The organism is Bradyrhizobium sp. TM239, from assembly GCF_036247985.1.
Classification (GTDB): domain Bacteria; phylum Pseudomonadota; class Alphaproteobacteria; order Rhizobiales; family Xanthobacteraceae; genus Bradyrhizobium; species Bradyrhizobium ottawaense.
This window is the reverse complement of record NZ_BTIR01000001.1, coordinates 739,430-760,987: the sequence shown is the minus strand read 5'-3', so window position 1 is coordinate 760,987 and position 21,558 is coordinate 739,430. Positions and strand designations below refer to the sequence as shown.

Sequence of the window (21,558 nt, the reverse complement as noted above, 5' to 3'; positions counted from 1 at the left end):
CACGCCGGGGAAGCGATCCAATCTAGGTTTCGAGCCCGGGTTCTGATTAAATCAAGCTTCTGATCAAATCAGACCTCCCGGCTCGGGGGATAGGCAGGCGCGCTCGTCGCGCGCCGTTCCGGTGGATGGCATTATGGCGGCAGTGATCAAGAAGGTCGGCGTGATCGGCGCGGGTCAGATGGGCAACGGCATCGCGCATGTCGCGGCGCTGGCCGGCTTCGACGTGGTGCTCAACGACGTTTCGCCTGATCGCCTCAAGTCGGGCATGGCCACCATCAACGGCAATCTGGCGCGCCAAGTCTCCAAGAAGGCCGTCTCCGAGGACGACAAGGCCAAGGCGATGGCGCGCATCACGTCCGCCGAGAAGCTGGACGACCTCGCCGACTGCGACCTCGTGATCGAGACCGCGGTCGAGAAGGAAGAGGTCAAGCGCAAGATCTTCCACGAGCTCTGCGCGGTGCTGAAGCCCGAGGCGATCGTTGCCTCCGATACGTCCTCGATCTCGATCACCCGGCTTGCCGCCGCCACCGACCGGCCCGAGCGCTTCATCGGCATTCACTTCATGAATCCGGTGCCGCTGATGGAGCTGGTGGAACTGATCCGCGGCATCGCCACCGACGACCAGACCTTCGAGGCGTCCAAGGAATTCGTTGCCAAGCTCGGCAAGCAGGTCGCGGTCTCCGAGGATTTCCCGGCCTTCATCGTCAACCGCATCCTGCTGCCGATGATCAACGAGGCGATCTACACGCTGTATGAAGGCGTCGGCAATGTCGAGGCGATCGACGCGGCCATGAAGCTCGGCGCGCACCATCCGATGGGTCCGCTGGAGCTGGCCGATTTCATCGGCCTCGATACCTGCCTCTCCATCATGCAGGTGCTGCACGAGGGGCTGGCCGATTCCAAATACCGCCCGTGCCCGCTGCTGGTGAAATATGTCGAGGCCGGCTGGCTCGGCCGCAAGACCCAGCGCGGCTTCTACGATTACCGCGGCGCCAAGCCGGTTCCGACGCGGTAGGGCGGTCTCGTGCCCCGGACGCTGCGCAGCGCGTCAGCGGTGCGCTGCAGAGCCGGGGCCCAGGAGCTTCGGGCGCGCTGAATCATGGGTCCCGGCTCTGCGTCGCGTCATTTCATGCCGCGCCGCGTCCGGGACACGGACCGAGGCCACCCAATAGCTTCGTGACAATTCATGTCCCATTAACCCCTCGCGCCTAGGCTGCAGCCGGTAAGAGGGTTCGCGTAATGGACATGATGGCAATGGTCAGCACCATGCTGGCCGCTCAGCAAGGCGCGCTGCAGTCGAATATCTCGGCGACGCTGACCAAGCAGAACATGGACATGGAGAAATCCACCGTCCTGACGCTGATGGGCGCCGGGCAGCCTTCGCTGGCCAATGTCGGTGCCGGCGTCGGCGGCAACCTCAACGTCACCGCTTAAAATCTCTAAAGCGACGCGGCGGCCTTGCCCGTCGCCGCCCGGATCAGCTTGAGCGCGTCCTCGCTCGCCCATTCCGCCGGTCCCGCGATCGTCGCAATCTCGCAGCCTTGCGGATCGACCAGCACCGAGGTGGGCATGCCAAGCGCCCGGCCTATCGCCTTAAGATCCTGAAAAACCTTGGCTTTCTGATCGCTGAAATAGTCGAGCCTGGTCAGATTGGCCTCTTTCAGGAAGGTCTTCGGCTTCTCGGCGTCGCGGGTGTCGATATTGATCGCCACCACCTCGAAATTCGGGCCCGACAGCTTGCCCTGGAGCTCGTCCAGCGCCGGCATTTCCTTCCGGCATGGCACGCACCAGGTGGCCCAGAGGTTCACCAGCAGCGTCTTGCCGCGAAAATCGGACAGCTTTTTCGGCTTGCCGTCGGCGTCCTCGAAGGCGAGGTCGGGCAGCTTGAGGGGCGCGCTCGCCATGGTCAGCGCCGCCAGCTCGCCATGGGCGAGGGGGGCGATTTTCTGGGCCGTCGCCACCGCGGGCTTGCAGGTGGGATCGCCGCCAGGCGACCGGCTCAGGCCCAGTCCGTACAGCGCGGCGAAGCCGGCCAGCCCTCCGACCGCCACGGTGGCGATGACGAGGGGGACCCGGCGCGTAGCGGAGGGCGTCTTGTCGAGCATATCGTTTGTCATCCGGTCGCAGATATGGCTATCAGGAGCCTCTTAATACGGCTGGCGGCGGCCAGCAAACGTGCGGCAAATCAAGGCGTGAGCAGGGGATCATGAGCAACAAGATGTGGGGCGGCCGGTTCTCGGAACGTCCCGACGAGATCATGGAAGAGATCAACGTCTCCATCGACGTCGATCGTCACCTCTTCGCCCAGGACATTGCCGCGTCCAAGGCCCACGCTGCGATGCTGGCCAGCCAAGGCATCATCACGGGCTCTGATGCGAAAAATATCAGCAAGGGTCTAGACACGATTTTGTCAGAGATCGGCAAGGGCGGCTTCGAGTTCAAGCGCGCGCTGGAGGACATTCACATGAATGTCGAGAGCCGCCTGTCCGAGCTGATCGGCCCCGCCGCCGGCCGCCTGCACACCGCGCGCTCGCGCAACGACCAGGTCGCGACCGATTTCCGTCTCTATGTCCGCGACGTCCTCGACGAGACCGATGCCGCGCTCGCCGCGTTCCAGGCCGCGCTGGTCAATCGCGCGCTGGAGCATGCCGCAACCGTGATGCCCGGCTTCACCCATCTGCAGACCGCACAGCCCGTGACCTTCGGCCATCATCTGCTCGCCTATGTCGAGATGGCCGCGCGCGACCGCGGCCGTTTCCAGGATGCGCGGAAGCGGCTCAATGAATCCCCGCTCGGCGCCGCCGCGCTGGCCGGCACCTCGTTCCCGATCGACCGTCACGCCACCGCGAAGGCATTGGGCTTCGATCGTCCGATGGCGAACTCGCTCGACGCCGTCTCCGACCGCGACTTCGTGCTGGAGACGTTGTCCGCGGCCTCGATCTGTGCCGTGCACATGTCGCGCTTCGCCGAGGAGATCGTGATCTGGACCTCGCCGCTGGTCGGCATGATCCGGCTCAGCGACAAGTTCACCACCGGCTCCTCCATCATGCCGCAGAAGCGCAATCCGGATGCCGCCGAGCTGGTGCGTGCCAAGACCGGCCGCGTCATCGGCGCGCTCAATGGTCTCCTGATCGTGATGAAGGGCCTGCCGCTCGCCTATCAAAAGGACATGCAGGAGGACAAGCAGGGCGCCATGGAGGGCTTTGCCGCGCTGTCGCTGGCGATCCGCGCCATGACCGGCATGGTCCGTGACCTCGAGCCTGACGAAGCCAGGATGAAGGCGGCTGCGGGCGAGGGCTATGCCACCGCGACCGACCTTGCCGACTGGCTGGTGCGGACGCTGAAAATGCCGTTCCGCGAGGCCCATCACGTCACCGGCCGCATCGTCGCCAAGGCCGCCGAGGGCGGCGTGGCGCTGCACGAGCTGCCGCTCAAGGAGATGCAGGCGATCGAGCCGAAAATCACCAAGGACGTGCTCGGCGTGCTCTCGGTCGAATCGTCGGTGAAGAGCCGCACCAGCTTCGGCGGCACTGCGCCGAAGAACGTGGCGTCGCAGGCCAAGGCCTGGGCGAAGCGGCTGGAAAAAGAGCGGAAATTGTGCTGAGGGGCAAAATTTCGCTTATGTTTCATGGTCATCCGGCTCTCGCCAGAGCGCGCCAATCTCTGTATGGTGCGGCCCGCGTAGTGGGGATTTCGTCGTGACGTCAAAGTTTCGCCCGGCCGGCTCGGGGTGGGCCATCATTGTCTTGAGCCTGACGGCGCTCGCGCTGGCCGGCTGCGGCCGCAAGGGTCCGCTGGATCTGCCGCCGACCGCTTCCGACGCGCCTACGGCCAACGTCGCAGCTCCAGCCGACACCGAGACCGCTGCCCAGAAGACGTCGAGCATGTTCAATCCCACCTCATCAGGTGCGGATGCCGCGCCGGCGGCGGCCAAGGGCCGGAAGAAACCGTTTATTCTCGACCCGCTCCTGGACGAACCTCCCGGCAAGAAATAAGCCGGGACAACCGAGCCTAAGCCATGAACCATTTCGACTATCGCAACGGCGTGCTGCACGCCGAGGCGGTGAACCTGTCCGAGCTGGCCGCGACCGTCGGCACGCCGTTCTATTGCTATTCGACCGCGACGCTGGAGCGGCACTATCGCGTCTTCACCGAGGCCTTCGCGGGCGAGAAGGTGCTGGTCTGCTACGCCATGAAGGCGAACTCCAACCAGTCGGTGCTGCGCACGCTGGCCAAGCTCGGCGCCGGCGCCGACGTGGTCTCGGGCGGCGAGTTGAAGCGCGCGCTGGCCGCCGGCATTCCGCCAAGCAAAATCCTGTTCTCCGGCGTCGGCAAGACGGAACAAGAGCTGCGCGCCGCGCTCGCCGCCGACATCCTCTGTCTCAACGTCGAATCCGAGCCCGAGCTCGAGCTGTTGTCGCGGCTTGCGACCGAGATGGGCAAGACCGCGCGCATCTCGGTGCGCGTCAATCCGGACGTCGATGCCGGCACCCACGCCAAAATCTCCACCGGCAAGTCCGAGAACAAGTTCGGCATTCCCATCGCTTATGCCCGCGAGGTCTATGCCCGCGCCGCCAAGCTGCCGGGCATCGAGGTGACCGGCACCGACGTGCACATCGGCAGCCAGATCACCGACCTCTCCAAGATGGAGACCGCGTTCCGCATCCTCTCCGAATTCGTGCAGACGCTGCGCTCCGACGGCCACAATATCAGCCACGTCGATTTCGGCGGCGGCCTCGGCATTCCCTATTACATGGACCGCGAGGCGCCGCCGGCGCCTGATGCCTATGCTGCCATGGTCAAGCGCGTCAGCCACAATCTCGGCTGCACGCTGATGTTCGAGCCGGGCCGCATGATCGTCGGCAATGCCGGCATCCTGGTCGCCAAGGTGATCTATGTGAAGCACGGCGACGGCAAGAACTTCGTCATCATCGACGCCGCCATGAACGACCTGATCCGCCCGACGCTGTATGAGGCGCATCACGACATCCTGCCGGTGACGCAAGCCACCAAGGGCGCCCCCACCATCATGGCCGATGTCGTCGGCCCGGTCTGCGAGACCGGCGACTATCTCGCGCTCGACCGCACGTTGCCGACGCCCGCGCCCGGCGATCTCATCGCCATCATGACATCAGGTGCCTACGGCGCGGTGCAGGCCGGCACCTACAACACGCGCCCGCTGGTGCCGGAGGTGCTGGTGAAGGACGATCAATACGCCGTGGTCCGCCCGCGCATCGAGGTCGAGCAGCTGATCGCGATGGACACGCCGGCGCCGTGGCTGTGAGTGTGTGAGGGGCGCGCTTCGCTTGTCCGGGACGACGAGCGGAGATTGGGATCGCTACTTCCCCGTCACGCCACCCTTCGCTCCACCCACCACAACGCCCGCCTTCTTCTCGATCGGCTTGATCGCCGCGGTGAAATCCGAGTCTGCGCCTTCTGCGCTGATCACGGTCTCCCACAATCGCCCGACCGCCTCGGCGACCTCCATCGACAGGCCGAGCTGCTTCATCTCCTCCAGCGCCAGCCGCACGTCCTTCACCATCAGCCCCGTGGCGAAGCCGAAATCGAAGCTGCGCGGCAGCACCGATCGCGGAAACTTGTCGCGGCTCGCGGTGTTCATGCCGGAGCCGGCGTTGATGACGTCGATCATCACGGCCGGATCGAGCCCGGCCTTCACGCCCATCACCACCGCTTCCGAGGTCGCCACGATCGCGGTGGCCGACAGGAAATTGTTGGCGAGCTTCATGGTCTGCGCCGCGCCGGGCTTCTCGCCGATGAAGAACACTTTTCCGATCACGTCGAGGGCGGGCTTGAGCAGATCGAACTCCCCCTTCGGCCCGGAGACCATCACCGCCAGCGTGCCCTTCTCGGCGCCGCCGACGCCGCCGGAGACCGGGCAGTCGATCTGCACGATGTCGCGCTTGGCGAGCAGGCCGTGAATCTTCACGGCCATTGCCGAGCCGACGGTGGAGAGATCGACGAAGCGTTTTGCGCGGCTGCCCTCGATCACGCCGTTCGCTCCCGTTGCAACCTCGAGCGAAGCCTGCAGCGAGGGCAGGCTCGCCATGACAGTCTCGACCTGATCGGCGACGTCCTTTGGCGATGTCGCCGCCGTCGCGCCGAGCGATGTGAGCTTGCCCGTGACCTCCTTGCGCGTGTCGAACACGACGAGCTTGTGTCCCGCCTCGATCAGCCGCCGCGCCATCGGGAAACCCATGTTTCCGAGCCCGATGAATCCGATGTCCATGGTGTTTCCTTCTTTTTTCGTTGTCGTTTTGAAATACGGGCACTCCAGCCTCGATGTCGTCCCGGATCTGCGCTTCGCTTGTCCGGGACGACAGCGGAGATTGGCGCTGCCCTCACGCCTTGCCGTCGATCTCCGCAAACACCTCGCGCGCGATGCGGAAGCTGTCGACGGCGGCGGGCATGCCGCCATAGATCGCGACCTGCATCAGGATCTCGCGGATCTCCTCGCGGCTGACGCCGTTGGTCAGCGCGCCCTTCAGATGCGCGCGAAACTCGTGCTGGCGGTTGAGGATCGCGATCATGGCGATGTTGAGCATGCTGCGGGTCTTGCGCGGCAGCTCCTCGCGGCCCCACACCGTGCCCCAGCAATATTCGTTCAGCATCTCCTGGAACGGACGGTTGAAATCGTCGACGTTCTTCAGGGCGTTGTTGACATAGGCCTCGCCCAGCACCGCTTTGCGGACTTCCAGGCCCTTGTCGTGCATCTTCTTGTCCATGGCGTTTCCTCTCGTCTCCCTCGGATGGCGGCGCGGAAATTACGGGGTTGCAGCGGGCCAGTCACGTCCTCGTGTTATGCGGGAAAAGGGGTGTCTCCCGTACCGGAACGGATGCCTCAGTGCTGCCGTTGTGATAGGCTTCTCTACCGGGCAACCTGGAGAGTTGATTGAACGGCGTCACCCCCGAGCCGTCAGACCCGATCCGCAACAGCGATGCTCTGTCGCGGCTGAAGCTGGCGCAGGCCCTCGATCGGGCCATTTATGCCATCGCGTGGGAGCGTGCCTGGCCGAATTTGGCGCGGCTTCTGACCGTCGTCGGCTTGTTCCTGGTGGTGTCCTGGGCCGGCCTCTGGCTGGCGCTGCCGTTCGTTGCCCGTGCCATCGGTCTCGTCGTTTTCGCCGGCATCGCGATTGCCGTCCTGTTTCCCTTGATTCGCTTCCGCTGGCCGAGCCGCGAGGAGGCGCTTAGCCGGCTCGATCGTGGCTCCGGCATCCGTCACCGCCCGGCCACGACGCTGACCGACACGCTGTCCTCGCAGGACCCGATCGCGCAGGCGCTGTGGCAGGCGCAGCGCGAGCGTACGCTGGCCTCGCTCAAGCGCATCCGCGCCGGCCTGCCGCATCCGCGGCTGGCGCTGCATGATCCCTGGGCGCTGCGCGCGCTGGTGATGGTGATGCTGGTTGCGACCTTCTTCGCCGCCGGCGACGAGCGCGCGATGCGGCTCGGGGCCGCCTTCGACTGGAACGGCGTGCTGGCGCCGGCCAATGTTCGCGTCGATGCGTGGGTCACTCCGCCGCTTTACACCGGCAAGCCGCCGGTCATCCTGTCGGCCGCCAACAAGGAGGCCGCGGCGCTGCCGGCCTCCGGCCCGCTTGCCGTTCCCGCAGGCTCGACCCTGATCGTGCGCTCCTCAGGCGGCAGTCTGGATGTCGTCGTCTCCGGCGGCCTCAAGGAGGTCGCCCCCGCGGAGGCCGCGCCCAAGGGCACCAACGAGAAGCACTTCACCATCGCCGCTGACGGCACCGCGCATGTCCGCGCGCCCTCCGGCCAGCCGCAATGGGCGTTCGCGGCAACGCCAGACCGCGCGCCGACGATCGCCCTCGCCAAGGATCCCGAGCGCCAGGCGCGCGGCGGGCTCCAGCTCTCCTACAAGATCGAGGACGATTACGGCGTCACCGGCGCGGATGCCCAGATTGCCCTGCGCCCCGCCGACGCCAAAGATGCCGTCAAGGACGGCAGCAAGGATTCCGAGGGCAAGGCCGCGGCGCGGCCGCTGTTCCAGCCACCGCAATTCCCGCTCGTGCTGCCGAACGCGCGCACCCGCAACGGCGTCGGCCAGACCGTGAAGGACCTCAGCGAGGACCCCTATGCCGGAGCCGACGTCACGCTGACGTTGACTGCCAAGGACGAGGCCGGCAACGAGGCCAGGAGCGAACCCTTCAACATGCGCCTGCCCGAGCGTCTGTTCACCAACTCGCTCGCGCGCGCGCTGATCGAGCAGCGCCGCATCCTCGCGCTCGACGCCAACAGGAATTCCGACGTCTACACCGCGCTCGACGCGCTGATGATCGCACCCGAATTGTTCACGCCGGATGCCGGCTGCTATCTCGGCCTCCGGAGTCTGGCGACCCAGCTCGAGGCTGCCCGCACCGACGATGCGCTGCGCAACGTGGTGGCGAGCATGTGGGCCTTCGCGACGACCATCGAGGACGACGGCGTTGCCGGCAGCGTCAACGCCGCGCTGCGCTCGGCGCAGGATGCGCTCAAGGCCGCGCTGGACCGCGGCGCCAGCGAGGACGAGCTCAGGGTGCTGACGCAGAAGCTGCGTGAGGCCATGGCCGGCAAGGTGCGCGATCTCGCCCGCCGCGCCGAGCAGAATCCGCTCGGCGCCCGCCAGCCGTTCCCCGCGGAGGTCCAGCTCATCCTCGACAAGGCCGTCGAGCTGCGACAGAAAACCCAGCATGCGACGCCCGAGCAGCTCGCCGAGCTGGCGCAGCAGCAGGACGTCTTGCGCGAGCAGCTTCAGGCCTATCGCAAGTCGGCGAACAGCCGTGCCAACAAGGCGGGGGACGACAAGACCAACCAGTTTACGCGGGACCGGAAATGCGGAAGCTAGCACGCGTGCCAGTCTTGAAGGCGATGTCGATCGCCTGCCTCGCCTTCCTGTTGGGAGGCGTCTCGCCGGCCGCTGCCCAGCTGGATCAGGATCCCGACGCGCTGCTCGACAGTGCCGAAAAGGCCATGCAGGAGTCTGGCGACAGCCTCAGGCAGAAGGAGTCCGGCAAGAGCCTGAGCAACCAGTCCGACGCCATCCAGAAGCTCGAGGAGTACAAGCGGGCGACGGAACGGAGCCAATCCTCCAGCCGTGATCGCAACGTCATCACGCAGCGGGATCTGGATGACCTCCTGCGGCAGATCGAGAAGGCGGCGCGCGAGGGCAATAAAGAGGCGGCCCAGCGCATGCTCGAGCAGCTCGCGCAGATCATGGAAAACCTCCAGATGGCGCAGCCCGGACAATCCGGTGAGAGCGAGATGGAGCAGGCGCTCAACGAGCTCAGCGACATGATCCGCAAGCAGCAGCAATTGCGCGACAAGACTTTCAAGCAGGGCCAGGATTCCCGGCGTGACCGCTCGCGCGGCAAGCCGCAGGGCGACCAGTCGATGTCGGACCTGCAGCAGGATCAGCAGTCGCTGCGCGACCGCCTGAAGAAGCTGCAGGACGAGCTCGCCAAGCGCGGCCTCGCGCAGAAGGGACAAAAGGGTCAGAAAGGGCAGCAGGGCCAGAAGGGCCAGCAGGGCGACCCGGGCCAGAGCGGCGATCAGGACGGGGATCAGGGTGATGACGACGGCAGCCTGGACACTGCCGACGGTGCCATGGGCGATGCCGGCTCGAAGCTCGGCGATGGCAATGCCGATGGCGCCGTGGATTCGCAGGGCAAGGCTCTCGATGCGATGCGCAAGGGCGCGCAGAAGATGGCCGAGGCGATGCAGCAGGGCGATGGCGACGGGCAGGGCGATGGTCCCGGCAATCGGGCCGGCCGTCAGCAGAGCGGCGGCAATCAGACTGATCCGCTCGGTCGCCCGCTTCACGGCCGCGATCTCAGCGACGATTACACCGTCAAGATCCCCGGCGAGATCGACGCCCAGCGTGTCCGCCGCATCCTCGAAGAGCTCCGCCGCCGCCTCGGCGACAGCTCGCGTCCGCAGATCGAGCTCGATTACATCGAGCGCCTGCTGAAGGATTTCTGAGGCGAAGGTGCCACAAGCTCACTGTCATCGCCCGGCTTGCCGCCTTCGCTGAAGCTTCGGCGTGCCAGCGCCGTGTGGGCCTCGGCGTAGCCTTGGCGGAGCCGGGACCGGGCGATCCAGTATTCCAGAGGCTGGCGTTGATGAGCACGCTCTCACTGCATCCGCCGCGGCGTACTGGATGCCCCGGTCAAGCCGGGGCATGACGGCGGAGTGTTGGGCGGCAGCTTCGCGTCACCCCTTCTTCGCCGCGAGCGCGTCCGCCACCGCGGTGCGGATATCCGCGACCGAGAACGGTTTCGTCACGACGTCGTGCACCAGCGCATTGAGGTTCGAGGCGCGCTCGCGCTGGTCGGCAAAGCCTGTCATCAGCAAGATGGTCAGATCGGGAAAATCGCGCGCGGCGGAGAGCGCCAGCGCGATGCCGTCCATGATAGGCATCTGGATGTCGGTGAGCAGCAGGTCGAAGGCGCCGTCCTCGCGGGCCAGGATCTCCAGCGCTTCGGCGCCGTCCTGCGCGGTGACCGTTTCGTGCCCGTCCATGGCGATGGCGCGCGCCACCAGCTGGCGCATCGAATCCTCGTCATCGGCGATCAAGATCTTCGGCATGGGACTAACTCTCGGACCAACCTCCCGTGCGGCACCGGGCGGCGCGATTATACGCTGCCGCCGGCAATGTCGCGCCGGTTGAAGAAGCGAACGTCGATATTGCGGCCTTCCGGCGGCGGCGAGGCGAGGCGGGAGCGGAAGAAGGCGCGCTCGCCGGGCCGCAGCACGGTCTGCTCCAGCACCGTATTCCAGGCGTAGATCTCCGCGCCTTGCCCGTCGCGCACGGCAAAGCGCAGCCGCGGAATGTCGAGCGGCTTCTTGCCCTCGCCGACGATCACACCCTCGATCACCAGCACCTGCTTACCGTCGACGGTCTCGCTCGAAAGCTTCACGTCCTTGAAGGCCAGGCCCCGCAGGTTCACCTCGAGCCCGACCATCTTGTAGAAAGCGGCGGTCTGCGGCAGCAGCCGCACCATGTCGCCGCGCCAGATCACCAGCGCCAGCACCAGCGCGCCCATGGCGGCGCAGGCGGTCGGCAGGCCGAAATGGGATTTTCGCGGCGCTGCGGTGGCGACCGGACGGCTGACCCGCGCGCCGCGGCGGGGGAATAGACCGCGGAACCAGGACTGGTGCTGCGCGCCGACGACCTCCTCCTCGGCCTCCCGGGCCGCCGCGGACCACTCGTCTTCGGTTTCCTTGGCCTCTTCGTCGGGCCAGTCGCTGGCAATCGAGGGGCTGTCGACGACGGGCGCATCAGTGGCGCCGTCGTCCTTGGCATAGGAGTTCCACTGCTCGGCGAGATCGGTCTGGTCGTCGGCCTGGCTGGCCGCGGCCATGGCGGGGATGGATGCCTCCTCGATGGCATCCTCGGCATGGGCGATCCAGGTCTCCTTGCAGCGGGAACAACGGACCGCCCGTCCGTTCGCCCCAAGGCTCGCGAGCTTGATGGCGTAGGATGTCATACAATGGGGGCAGACGATATGCATGGACGAGCCTTGGACGATGACCGCGTCGGGGAGAACAGCGCGGCAAGGATGCTACGATGTATGCTACAGGGCGACCGTTAACGAACCGGAAACCATAACGGCGGCAAAACCCGTTGGTCGCGTATGGCGGAGCGCAGCAGTGCGACCCGCGCCCCCTCTCGAACGGAGCTGAGCTTGGTTCGGTTCGAAAATGTCGGATTGCGTTACGGTCTGGGGCCGGAGATCCTGCGCGACCTCAGCTTCCAGATCCCGGCGCATTCGTTCCAGTTTCTCACCGGCCCCTCCGGTGCCGGCAAGACCTCGCTGCTGCGCCTGTTGTTCCTGTCGCACCGGCCGACGCGGGGGCTGGTCAATCTGTTCGGCCACGACATCTCGCGCCTCGGCAAGGACGAGATCGCCGATTTGCGCAAGCGCATCGGCATCGTGCTCCAGGATTTCCGCCTGCTCGATCACATGACGACCTATGAGAACGTCGCGCTGCCGTTCCGCGTCATGGGCCGCAGCGAGTCGAGCTACCGCAAGGAGGTGATCGACCTCTTGCGCTGGGTCGGGCTCGGCGACCGCATGGACGCGCTGCCGCCGATCCTGTCGGGCGGCGAGAAGCAGCGCGCGGCAATCGCGCGCGCCGTCATCTCGCGGCCGCAGCTGTTGCTCGCGGACGAGCCGACCGGCAGCGTCGACCCGACGCTGGGACGCCGCCTGCTGCGGCTCTTCATCGAGCTCAACAAATCAGGCACCGCCGTCATCATCGCGACCCACGACATCGGCCTGATGGACCAGTACGAGGCCCGGCGGCTGGTGCTGCACCAGGGACGGTTGCACGTCTATGAGTAGGACCGACGAGCGCGGCGTGTTGGTCGACCTCGGGCAGGAGCGTCCGCAGCTTCCGGCCAACGCGCGCAACATGTCGCCGATCGTGCCGCGCGCCTCGATCCAGGGCCGCGCGCTGGTCGCCGTCGTCGCCATCATGACCTTCCTGGCGTCGATGACCACGGGCACGGTGCTATTGGTGAGCGCCTCCGCCGCGGAGTGGCAGTCGGAGGTCGCGAGCGAAATCACCATCCAGGTTCGCCCGCAGGCCGGCCGCGATCTCGAACGCGACACCGCAGCGGTGACGGAGGCGATGCGTGCGCAAGCCGGCGTCGTCGAGGTCAAGCCGTTCACCCGGGAGGAGAGCGGCAAGCTGCTCGAGCCCTGGCTCGGCACCGGGCTGTCGATGGACGATCTGCCGGTGCCGCGCATGATCATCGCGCGCGTGCAACCCGGCACGCCGCTCGATCTCGGCGCCTTGCGCGCGCGCGTGACCCAGGTCGCGCCAAGTGCCAGCGTCGACGATCACCGCGCCTGGATCGAGCGGATGCGCTCGATGACCAACGCCACCGTGCTCGCCGGCCTCGGCATCCTCGCGCTGGTCATCATCGCCACCATCATCTCGGTGTCGTTCGCGACCCGCGGCGCCATGGCGGCGAACCGTCCGATCGTCGAGGTGCTGCATTTCGTCGGCGCCGGCGACCGCTACATCGCCAATCACTTCCTGCGACATTTCCTGAGGCTCGGCCTCGAGGGCGGCGTGATCGGCGGCGGCGCCGCCATGCTGGTGTTCGGCTTCTCCGAGTCGATCGCCGGCTGGTTTTCCGGTACCCCCGTCGGCGACCAGTTCGCCGCGCTGCTCGGCACCTTCTCGCTGCGGCCGTCCGGATACATCGTGCTCGCGGTGCAGGCCGTGCTGATCGGCGCCATCACCGCGGTGGCCTCACGCCAGACCCTGTTTGCGACGTTGAACGATGTGGATTGAGATTTCTTCGCCTCTCCCCGCTTGCGGGGCGAGGGAGCGCACTACCGACGCGAATAGAGTTGCATCTTGTAGCGTTGATAAGCCCCACAAACCGGACTCCACTTCGCCTCAAAACCTTTTAAAATCACCTCAGGGAAGGGATCACCGACATCATATGACCTCGCCGACCGACGATCGATCGCCGAACCTGCCGCGCGGCTGGCTGCGCGCGGCATTGGTGTCGACGATTGCGTTCGCCTTCGTCGGCGCGGCGGCGGGCTTCATCGCGTTCCTGTCGCAATTGCGCGGCGCCGAGATCGCCCCAAGCCGCAAGGCAGACGGCATCGTGGTCCTGACCGGTGGCTCCTCGCGGGTGTCCGACGCGATGGAGCTGCTCGCTGCTGGTTACGGCAGGCGGCTCCTGATCTCCGGCGTGCACCCGACATCCACGGCGAGCGACATCTCCCGGACGTTGCCGGAGAACCAGTCCTTCATGACCTGTTGTGTCGATCTCGACCGCACTGCGCTCTCGACCCGCGGCAATGCGGCGGAGGCGCGGCGCTGGGCCGACGGCCGCCGGTTCAAGTCGCTGATCGTGGTCACCTCGAACTATCACATGCCGCGCGCGCTGGTGGAATTCTCGCATGCCATGCCGCAAACGACGTTGATCCCGTTCGCGGTGGTCGGCGACAAATGGCGCGAGGAGCCGTGGTGGACCTCGGCGTCCACCCTGCGGCTGCTGCTGTCCGAATATGTCAAGTACATCGCGGCCGAGCTGAGGGTGCGGCTGGAGGATTTCGGGATTGACCTTTTGCCCGAGATGTCGGAGCAGCCTGCAGGTCAGCTGCCCAAGCGGCCCGCCACCGCCCAAGCCAATTAACAGCCAATTGACCGGCAATGGATCGGCAAAATAATCGGATCGTCGATGTTCCTGATTTTCCTGCGCTCGCTCGTGTTCAACGTGCTGTTCTACGCCGTGCTGGTCTGCCTCGCGATCGTGGCGCTGCCGACCTTCGCATTGCCGCCGCGTGCCATGTTGACGGTTGCGCAATGGTGGGCCAAGGCGACGCTGGTCCTGATGCGCGTGGTCTGCAACATCAAGGTCGAATTCCGCGGTGTCGAGAACATTCCGCAGGGACCCCTGGTGATCGTGGCAAAGCATCAGTCGTTCTGGGAAACGTTCGTGCTGCCCGGATTCTTCAATCGTCCGATCTTCATCCTCAAGCGTCAGCTCATGCAGATCCCGGTGTTCGGCCAGTTTCTGGTCAAGACCGGGATGATCGCGATCGACCGCAAGGCCGGCGTGAAGGCGCTCTTGGACATGACGCGGCGGGCGCGCGAGGCGGTGCGCTCGGGCCGGCAGCTCGTCATCTTTCCGGAAGGCACGCGCCGCGCGCCAGGCGCGCCGCCCGACTACAAGACCGGCTTTGCGCAGATCTATTCGTCCTGCGGCGTGCCGTGCCTGCCGATCGCGCTCAACTCCGGCCTGTTCTGGCCCCGCCGCACCTTCATGCGCTATCCCGGCACGCTCGTGGTGGAATTCCTCGATCCGTTGCCGTCAGGCCTGCCGAAGGATGAGTTTCTCTCCCGTGTGCAAACGGCCATCGAAGAGGCAACCAGCCGTCTCGTCGAAGCCGGCCGCAAGGAGCAGGAGCAATTGATCGGCGCCTCGCCGAGTTACGCCCCGTCGGAGAGCTAAAGCGCGATGCGATGAGGATGAATCGTCATCGCGCTTTAGGGTTGTTGTTTAAGCATGATTTTTTCGGAAAACCGCTGCGCACTTTTCCGGATCATGCTTTAGCGGCTCTCTCGATCGTCAGGAGCCGGCGCGTGCAGGGAATGCGCCTCGCCATGCAGCATGGTCGCAAGCTGATGCAATTGCATATCGCGAAAACCTTCGGCCTCGATCGCCTTCACCGTCGCGGTGACGTAGTCGCGGTTGGCGCCGGACTGGCCGTGGCCCTGGACGACATGGCGGTGCTGCTCGGCGAGCGAGAGGCGGCCGGCATATTGCACATGGCCGCGGTCGACGACATAGGCGAGCGCGGAGACGCGCTGGCGCGCATCGTTCTCCAGCCACACCGAGCGCATCACCTCGCGATAGACCGAGGTGACCTGCTCGCGCGCCCGCAAATACGCGACGACCTCGGTGCGGTTCTTTTCAGCGACACGGAAGGCAATGCCGCGGCAGGCGCCGCCGCGGTCGAGCCCGAGCACCAGGCCCGGCTTCTCCGGCGTGCCGCGATGGACGAAGGAATAGACGCAGAGCGCGCGGTGCTCGCCGACCAGCCGCGCCGGGACGCGCTCCTCGAAGTCGAAGCCCGGCCGCCACATCAGCGAACCATAGCCGAACACCCAGAGGTCGCCCGTGGCTGTCGTGACGGAGGGGAGGGTGATTTCGGACATTTCGGGCACGGCTACCAGAACCGCGCCCCCAAGCGAAGCGAATTCTCCGCCTTTCGTCGGGGGCTTGCCTCGCTTACATTTGCCAAAATCTGGGGCCAAAGGGTCGCCGCATGTCCAATATGACCGTTGCCGCAGGCCGCCGCTCCCGTTGGGGCCTTTTCATCGCCCCCGTCCTCGTCCTGATCCTCGCCGTCGCCTGGAGCTGCTTCTGGTTCTATGCCGCTTCGCAGGCCGAAGTGGCCGCCGACGCCTGGCGGGCGCAGGAGGCCAAGTCCGGCCGCATCTATGATTGCGCCAAGCGCTCGATCGCCGGCTTCCCGTTCCGCTTCGAGGTCCAGTGCTCCGGCGCCAGTGTCGCCCTGGTCTCGCAGAATGCGAGCAAGACGCCGTTCACGGCCAAGCTCGACAACATCCTGGTCGTCGCCCAGGTCTACGATCCCAAGCTCGTCATCGCCGAATTCTCGGCGCCCGCGACGCTGACCGACGGCGTCACGCAAAACACCTTCGTGGTGAACTGGAGCAAGGGCCGCAGCAGCGTGGTCGGCCTGCCGGCGGTGCCGGATCGTGCCTCCATCGTGTTCGACCATCCCAACATCAATCGGCTCGACGGCAGCATGCAGGTGCCGCTCGCGCGCGCCAAGCAGGTCGAGCTGCACGGGCGCCTCGCGGATGGATCGCCGGCCGTTCATCCCGTGATCGAGACCGTGCTCCATGTCGCGCAGGGCAGCATCCAGGGCGTTCATCCCTTGCTCGCAGAGCCGTTCGAGGCGGACACGCGCGCCAAGATCACCGGCCTGTCCGACCTCACGCCAAAGCCCTGGCCGCAGCGTTTTCGCGAAATCCAGGCCGCCGGCGGTCACATCGAGATCGTGCAGTCGCGGATCCAGCAGGGCGAGATGATCGCGGTTGCGGCCGGCACTCTTGGCCTCTCCGTCAATGGGCGCCTGGATGGTGAATTGCAGATGACCGTCACGGGCCTCGAGCGCGTGATCCCGGCGCTCGGCATCGAGAAGATGCTGGAGGAGGGCGTGCCGCAGGCCACGCTCGACCGCGTCGCGCCCGGCGTGAAGTCGCAGGACCTCAACAATCTGTTCGGCGCACTCGATCGCGCCGTGCCCGGCCTTGGCAAGGTGATCAAGCAGAACGCCAATGCCGGCGTTGCCGCCGGCATCAACTCGATCGGCACCGAGAGCACGCTGGAAGGCAAGAAGGCGAGAAGCTTCCCGCTGAAATTCGTCGACGGCGCCGTGCTGCTCGGCCCGGTCAAGGTCGGCCAGATCCCGCCGCTGTATTGAGTGCTTCCGTAGCCCGGATGGAGCGCAGCGCAATCCGGGGTTCTTGATCACAGCTGGCACGTCCCGGATTACGCTTGCGCTCCATCCGGGCTACGCAGCTTTGTCTGGGCTACAGGCTCACGGCTGCTTCAGCGCCCCATGCTGACGGCCGAAATCCGCGGCCGCCGAATCCTGGCCGATCTCGACGATGCCGCGGCGGATGGCGCGGGTGCGCGTGAAATGGTCGAACAGCGCCTCGCCGTCGCCGCGGCGGATGGCGCGAGTGAGCTTTGCGAGATCCTCGGTGAAGGTGCCGAGCATCTCCAGCACGGCCTCCTTGTTGGCGAGGAAGACGTCGCGCCACATCGTCGGGTCGGACGCCGCGATGCGGGTGAAATCGCGGAAACCGCCGGCGGAGAACTTGATCACCTCGGACTCCGTCACCTGCGCCAGCTCGTCGGCGGTGCCGACGATGGTGTAGGCGATCAGATGCGGCAGATGGCTGGTGATCGCGAGCACGAGATCGTGATGATCCGGCGTCATCACCTCGACCTTGGCGCCCATCGCCGCCCAGAACGCGCGCAGGCGATCGGTGGCGGCGGCATCGACACCTTCCGGGGGGGTGAGGATGCACCAGCGGTTGATGAAGAGCTCGGCGAAGCCGGAATCCGGCCCCGAATGCTCGGTGCCCGCCACCGGGTGCGCCGGCACGAAATGAACCGACTTCGGCAGATGCGGCGCCATGTCCCTGACGATGGCGCCCTTGACCGAGCCGACGTCGGAGATGATCGCGCCGGGCTTCAGATGCGCGGCGATCTCCTGCGCGACCTCGCCGCAGGCGCCGACGGGAATGCAGAGGATGACGAGATCAGCATCCTTCACCGCCTCCGCATTGGTCGCCACGACCTGGTCGACGATACCGAGCTCCATCACCCGCGCGCGGGTCTTCTCCGAGCGCGCGGTGGTGACGATCTCGCCCGCCAGGCCCTGGAGCTTCGCAGCGCGCGCGATCGAGCCGCCGATCAGGCCGAAGCCGATCAGCGCGACGCGCTGGAAGTGCGGATTCGCGCTCATCTGCCGGCCATGAAGTCGCGCAAGCCGTCGACGACGAGGCGGTTGGCCTCCTCGGTGCCGATGGTCATGCGCAGCGAATGCGGCAGGCCGTAGTTCTTCAGCGCGCGCAGCACGAGGCCGCGTTTGGTGAGGAAGGCGTCGGCGTCATCGGCGGTCTTGCCCTTGTCGGTCGGGAAGTGGATCAGCACGAAATTGGCGACGCTCGGCGTCACCTTCAGGCCGAGCTTGCCGATCTCCTCGGTCAGCCAGTTGCGCCAGGTCTCGGTGAACTGCTTCGACATCGCCTGGTGCGCGGTGTCCTCGATCGCGGCGACCGCGGCATACATCGCCGGCGTCGACACGTTGAACGGACCGCGGATGCGGTTGACCGCGTCGATGATGTGCTCGGGGCCGAACATCCAGCCGATGCGCAGCGCGGCGAGGCCGTGGATCTTGGAGAAGGTGTGCGTCACCACCGTGTTCTCGGTGGTGGCGACCAGCTCGATCCCCATCTCGTAGTCGTTGCGCGAGACGTAGTCGCAATAGGCGGCGTCGAGCACCAGCAGCACGTGCGAGGGCAGGCCGGCGCGCAGGCGCTTGATCTCGTCGAACGGCACATAGGTGCCGGTCGGGTTGTTGGGATTGGCGAGCCACACCAGCTTTGTCTTCGGCGTCACCGCCTTGAGGATGGCATCGACGTCGCAGGTGAGGTTCTTCTCGGCTGCGACGACATTCTTGGCGCCGACCGCCATGGTCGCGATCGGGTAGACCAGGAAGCCGTGCGTGGTGGAGATCGCCTCGTCACCGTGGCTGAGATAGGTGTGCGCCAAAAGATTGAGGATCTCGTCCGAGCCGGCGCCGCAGATGATGCGGTTGGGATCGAGCCCGAAGTGGCGGCCGATCGCCTCGCGCAGCACGCGCGAGGTTCCTTCCGGATAGTCTTCCAGGTGATCCGCCACGTGCTTGAAGGCTTCGATTGCCTTGGGCGAGGGCCCGAACGGCGTCTCGTTCGCCGACAGCTTGAACACCTTGCGGCCCGGCTCGGCGACCGGGCTCTTGCCGGGCGTGTAGGGCGCAATATCGAGGATGCCGGGATTCGGCACGGGGCGGGACATCTTGAACTCCGAAAATGGCGGGGCGCGGCGCGTGGTTTACGATTTCGCCCCGGTCGGGGGCACCGTATAGCGCGTTGCGTGGCTGCCGACGAGAGCCGTGGAGCGTACCGAGGCCCCCGCCTCGATCAGGGCAGCCCTGATTTTGTCGATGCTGGTCGCGCTCGTGACCGAGACCAGCAGCGCCGCGCCGTCGAAGGCGGTATCGGGCACCGCCACGATCTCGGCAAGCGGCGACAGGGCGCGCGCGACCTCGGCGTTCCAGCCGGACACGCGCACGCTGAAGGTCTCGACCTCCGTCACCAGGGCGCTGTCGGCGACGCGCGAGATCGCGAACACCGGCAGTGCCGCCGGATGGTCGGCGCGCTCGACGAAGGGCATCCGCGCGATGATTTTTGGCGCACCGGTCTCCTCCAGCGAGAGCCACCAGGGTGTGCGGCTGGATGTTGCCGAGACCAGCGCCAGATCGCCCTTGGATTTCGCCACCGCCTCGACCGCGGCCTGCGCGCTGAAATGCGCGACGTAAGGCACGGTGAAGCCAAAATGGAAGCGCGCGGAATCGCGCATCGCCGGCTCGCTCGCCGAGATGTCGGCATGCACGGAGAACGGCGCCTGCACGTAAGTGAACGTCGAGATGATGACGCGCCAGATGCTCTCGACCGTGTCGAGCGGCAGGATGCCGCGATGGCGCTGCACGATCTCGCGCATCATGGCGGCCTCGCGCGCCGGGCGGAACGCCGAGCCGACCTCCTGGGTCTGCTTCACCTGGATCAGGCGGTCGATGATGTCGCCGCGGGCCATCAGCAGGCGATGCATCTCCGCGTCGATCGCGTCGATCTCCTTGCGCAGTTCCTGCAGCGATGGTGGCGCGGGCGGACGTTGGGACATATCTGGCTGTCGATCGTTCCGATGGGGGGATGCCCTGATTAGGCAGTCGGGGCCGCGAAAGCAAAGAGAAATGACGCTGCTTTCCGCCGACGGCGTAGCAGGCGAATTTGGTCGATCCGGGCCGCGACTTGACGAAAACCGCCCAAGACGGTAGCTTTTGCCCGTTCCGTGGTCATTTGAGCCGGCCGGCTTGCAGCCACGTTAAAAAACTCGCTAAACAGGCCGGGGACGCTTCCGATCCCGGCCGAACCTATCGTTCAGGCCGGGTTTTTCATGGCCTGATGCAAGTGGCGATCACGCGTTTGATCGCAAACGAGGTCGATGGTCAGATGGGTGGCGTCAAGTCGATACCGAGTCCTGCGATCAGCGCCGACGAGCGGTCGCACGAGGTGGATCATCCAAGCTCGCAGATCGCGCATTTCGGCGCCGAGCAGCCGCTGCGGCTCGATTGCGGCGTCGATCTCACCCCGTTCCAGATCGCCTACCAGACCTATGGCGAGCTCAACGCCGATCGCTCCAACGCGGTGCTGATCTGCCATGCGCTGACCGGCGATCAGCATGTCGCCAATGTGCATCCCGTCACCGGCAAGCCCGGCTGGTGGGAGACGCTGGTCGGCCCCGGCCGACCCATAGATCCCAAGCACTACTTCATCATTTGCTCCAACGTGATCGGCGGCTGCATGGGCTCGACCGGGCCGGCCTCGATCAATCCTTCCACCGGCAAGGTCTGGGGCCTCGATTTCCCCGTCATCACCATCCCCGACATGGTGCGTGCGCAGGCGATGCTGGTCGACCGGCTCGGCATCGACACGCTGTTCGCGGTCGTCGGCGGCTCGATGGGCGGCATGCAGGTGCTGCAATGGACCGCGGCCTATCCGGGCCGCGTGTTCTCCGCGCTGGCGATCGCCTGCTCGACGCGGCACTCGGCGCAGAACATCGCCTTCCACGAGCTCGGCCGCCAGGCCGTGATGGCCGATCCCGACTGGCACGGCGGCGGCTATGCCGATCATGGCATCCATCCGCATCGCGGGCTCGCGGTGGCGCGGATGGCGGCGCACATCACCTATCTCTCGGACGCAGCGCTGCATCGCAAGTTCGGCCGGCGCATGCAGGACCGCGAGCTGCCGACCTTCTCGTTCGACGCCGACTTCCAGGTCGAGTCCTATCTGCGCTACCAGGGCTCGTCCTTCGTCGAGCGCTTCGACGCCAACGCCTATCTCTATCTGACGCGTGCGATGGACTATTTCGACATCGCCGCCGACCATGGCGGCGTGCTCGCGAAGGCGTTCGCGGAAATTGCGACCCGCTTCTGCGTGGTCTCCTTCACCAGCGATTGGCTGTTTCCGACCTCGGAATCGCGCGCGCTGGTGCACGCGCTGAATGCGTCGAGCGCACGGGTGTCGTTCGCCGAGATCGAGACCGATCGCGGCCACGACGCCTTCCTGCTCGACGTCCCCGAATTCTTCGATATCTCCCGCGCCTTCCTGCAATCGGCGGGCAAGGCGCGTGGACTGAAGGATGGCTAG

At 66.0% G+C, this 21,558-nt stretch carries 22 protein-coding genes and 1 riboswitch; of the genes, 13 read left to right on the top strand and 9 right to left on the bottom strand.

The window, feature by feature from the left end:
• Nucleotides 1-133: 133 nt before the first annotated feature.
• Together AABA84_RS03700 and AABA84_RS03695 are read left to right on the top strand one after the other, a co-directional pair.
• Nucleotides 134-1,015 carry a 3-hydroxybutyryl-CoA dehydrogenase gene (locus tag AABA84_RS03700; protein ID WP_028139924.1) on the top strand — a complete coding sequence of 294 codons (882 nt, stop codon included), beginning with the start codon at nucleotides 134-136 and terminating at the stop codon, nucleotides 1,013-1,015.
• A gap of 224 nt (nucleotides 1,016-1,239) precedes the next feature.
• Nucleotides 1,240-1,434: a hypothetical protein gene (locus tag AABA84_RS03695; RefSeq protein ID WP_091960250.1), complete on the top strand. Its 195-nt coding sequence runs from the start codon at nucleotides 1,240-1,242 to the stop codon at nucleotides 1,432-1,434.
• Between the two features lie 5 nt (nucleotides 1,435-1,439).
• Here AABA84_RS03695 and tlpA read toward each other — a convergent pair whose 3' ends face one another.
• Nucleotides 1,440-2,105 carry a thiol:disulfide interchange protein TlpA gene (gene tlpA / locus AABA84_RS03690; protein ID WP_338311405.1) on the bottom strand — a complete coding sequence of 222 codons (666 nt, stop codon included), beginning with the start codon at nucleotides 2,103-2,105 and terminating at the stop codon, nucleotides 1,440-1,442.
• A 101-nt stretch (nucleotides 2,106-2,206) separates the two neighbouring features.
• Between tlpA and argH the strand changes: the two genes are divergently transcribed.
• From argH to lysA, 3 genes are all read left to right on the top strand, one after another.
• Nucleotides 2,207-3,604 (top strand): argininosuccinate lyase, encoded by a 1,398-nt coding sequence (gene argH, locus AABA84_RS03685; protein ID WP_338311403.1) that lies wholly within the window; start codon nucleotides 2,207-2,209, stop codon nucleotides 3,602-3,604.
• Between the two features lie 94 nt (nucleotides 3,605-3,698).
• Nucleotides 3,699-3,995 (top strand): LPS translocon maturation chaperone LptM, encoded by a 297-nt coding sequence (gene lptM, locus AABA84_RS03680; protein WP_212247211.1) that lies wholly within the window; start codon nucleotides 3,699-3,701, stop codon nucleotides 3,993-3,995.
• 23 nt (nucleotides 3,996-4,018) lie between these two features.
• A complete protein-coding gene (gene lysA, locus AABA84_RS03675) occupies nucleotides 4,019-5,284 on the top strand; it encodes a diaminopimelate decarboxylase (protein ID WP_338311401.1) in 1,266 nt (421 codons plus the stop codon).
• Nucleotides 5,285-5,338: 54 nt separating this feature from the next.
• Here the strand turns inward: lysA and AABA84_RS03670 are convergent, their stop codons facing one another.
• Together AABA84_RS03670 and AABA84_RS03665 are read right to left on the bottom strand one after the other, a co-directional pair.
• Entirely contained in the window at nucleotides 5,339-6,247 is a 909-nt protein-coding gene (locus AABA84_RS03670) for an NAD(P)-dependent oxidoreductase (RefSeq protein ID WP_338311399.1), read from the bottom strand.
• A 112-nt stretch (nucleotides 6,248-6,359) separates the two neighbouring features.
• On the bottom strand, nucleotides 6,360-6,743 hold the full coding sequence (locus AABA84_RS03665) for a carboxymuconolactone decarboxylase family protein (RefSeq protein ID WP_018316258.1): 384 nt from the start codon (nucleotides 6,741-6,743) through the stop codon (nucleotides 6,360-6,362).
• A 167-nt stretch (nucleotides 6,744-6,910) separates the two neighbouring features.
• On the opposite strand from AABA84_RS03665, the gene AABA84_RS03660 reads away from it, so the two are divergent.
• Nucleotides 6,911-8,860 carry a TIGR02302 family protein gene (locus tag AABA84_RS03660; RefSeq protein WP_338309655.1) on the top strand — a complete coding sequence of 650 codons (1,950 nt, stop codon included), beginning with the start codon at nucleotides 6,911-6,913 and terminating at the stop codon, nucleotides 8,858-8,860.
• The gene (locus AABA84_RS03655; protein ID WP_338309656.1) at nucleotides 8,848-9,993 is read left to right on the top strand and encodes a DUF4175 family protein; all 1,146 of its coding nucleotides are present in this window, start codon (nucleotides 8,848-8,850) and stop codon (nucleotides 9,991-9,993) included. The genes AABA84_RS03660 and AABA84_RS03655 overlap by 13 nt, the downstream gene beginning before the upstream one ends.
• A gap of 231 nt (nucleotides 9,994-10,224) precedes the next feature.
• Here AABA84_RS03655 and AABA84_RS03650 read toward each other — a convergent pair whose 3' ends face one another.
• A complete protein-coding gene (locus tag AABA84_RS03650) occupies nucleotides 10,225-10,599 on the bottom strand; it encodes a response regulator (RefSeq protein WP_212247196.1) in 375 nt (124 codons plus the stop codon).
• 47 nt (nucleotides 10,600-10,646) lie between these two features.
• A complete protein-coding gene (locus AABA84_RS03645) occupies nucleotides 10,647-11,525 on the bottom strand; it encodes an MJ0042-type zinc finger domain-containing protein (RefSeq protein WP_338311398.1) in 879 nt (292 codons plus the stop codon).
• 174 nt (nucleotides 11,526-11,699) lie between these two features.
• On the opposite strand from AABA84_RS03645, the gene ftsE reads away from it, so the two are divergent.
• The 4 genes from ftsE to AABA84_RS03625 all read left to right on the top strand — a co-directional run bounded on the left by ftsE (nucleotide 11,700) and on the right by AABA84_RS03625 (nucleotide 14,998).
• Complete coding sequence (gene ftsE / locus AABA84_RS03640) at nucleotides 11,700-12,359, top strand: cell division ATP-binding protein FtsE (protein ID WP_020508614.1); 660 nt, start codon at nucleotides 11,700-11,702, stop codon at nucleotides 12,357-12,359.
• Nucleotides 12,352-13,320 (top strand): cell division protein FtsX, encoded by a 969-nt coding sequence (locus AABA84_RS03635; protein ID WP_212247192.1) that lies wholly within the window; start codon nucleotides 12,352-12,354, stop codon nucleotides 13,318-13,320. The genes ftsE and AABA84_RS03635 overlap by 8 nt, the downstream gene beginning before the upstream one ends.
• 154 nt (nucleotides 13,321-13,474) lie before the next feature.
• On the top strand, nucleotides 13,475-14,179 hold the full coding sequence (locus AABA84_RS03630) for a YdcF family protein (RefSeq protein WP_212247190.1): 705 nt from the start codon (nucleotides 13,475-13,477) through the stop codon (nucleotides 14,177-14,179).
• A gap of 45 nt (nucleotides 14,180-14,224) precedes the next feature.
• The gene (locus AABA84_RS03625) at nucleotides 14,225-14,998 is read left to right on the top strand and encodes a lysophospholipid acyltransferase family protein (RefSeq protein ID WP_212247188.1); all 774 of its coding nucleotides are present in this window, start codon (nucleotides 14,225-14,227) and stop codon (nucleotides 14,996-14,998) included.
• A gap of 98 nt (nucleotides 14,999-15,096) precedes the next feature.
• Here the strand turns inward: AABA84_RS03625 and AABA84_RS03620 are convergent, their stop codons facing one another.
• Nucleotides 15,097-15,705: a gamma-glutamylcyclotransferase gene (locus AABA84_RS03620; RefSeq protein ID WP_338311396.1), complete on the bottom strand. Its 609-nt coding sequence runs from the start codon at nucleotides 15,703-15,705 to the stop codon at nucleotides 15,097-15,099.
• Nucleotides 15,706-15,815: 110 nt separating this feature from the next.
• On the opposite strand from AABA84_RS03620, the gene AABA84_RS03615 reads away from it, so the two are divergent.
• A complete protein-coding gene (locus tag AABA84_RS03615) occupies nucleotides 15,816-17,000 on the top strand; it encodes a DUF2125 domain-containing protein (protein ID WP_338311395.1) in 1,185 nt (394 codons plus the stop codon).
• Nucleotides 17,001-17,117: 117 nt separating this feature from the next.
• Here AABA84_RS03615 and AABA84_RS03610 read toward each other — a convergent pair whose 3' ends face one another.
• Genes AABA84_RS03610 through AABA84_RS03600 form a run of 3 tightly spaced genes read right to left on the bottom strand, consistent with a single transcriptional unit; the run spans nucleotide 17,118 to nucleotide 20,032 of the window.
• The gene (locus AABA84_RS03610) at nucleotides 17,118-18,053 is read right to left on the bottom strand and encodes a prephenate/arogenate dehydrogenase family protein (RefSeq protein WP_338309660.1); all 936 of its coding nucleotides are present in this window, start codon (nucleotides 18,051-18,053) and stop codon (nucleotides 17,118-17,120) included.
• Nucleotides 18,050-19,147, bottom strand: coding sequence for a histidinol-phosphate transaminase (gene hisC, locus AABA84_RS03605; protein ID WP_338311394.1), 1,098 nt, complete (start codon nucleotides 19,145-19,147; stop codon nucleotides 18,050-18,052). Before hisC ends, AABA84_RS03610 begins: the two co-directional genes overlap by 4 nt.
• Before the next feature lie 36 nt (nucleotides 19,148-19,183).
• A complete protein-coding gene (locus AABA84_RS03600; RefSeq protein ID WP_338311393.1) occupies nucleotides 19,184-20,032 on the bottom strand; it encodes a chorismate mutase in 849 nt (282 codons plus the stop codon).
• Between the two features lie 158 nt (nucleotides 20,033-20,190).
• A riboswitch (SAM riboswitch) is annotated at nucleotides 20,191-20,270 on the top strand.
• 91 nt (nucleotides 20,271-20,361) lie between these two features.
• Here AABA84_RS03600 and metX point away from each other — a divergent pair.
• Nucleotides 20,362-21,558, top strand: a complete 1,197-nt coding sequence (gene metX / locus AABA84_RS03595) for a homoserine O-acetyltransferase MetX (protein WP_271591322.1) — start codon at nucleotides 20,362-20,364, stop codon at nucleotides 21,556-21,558.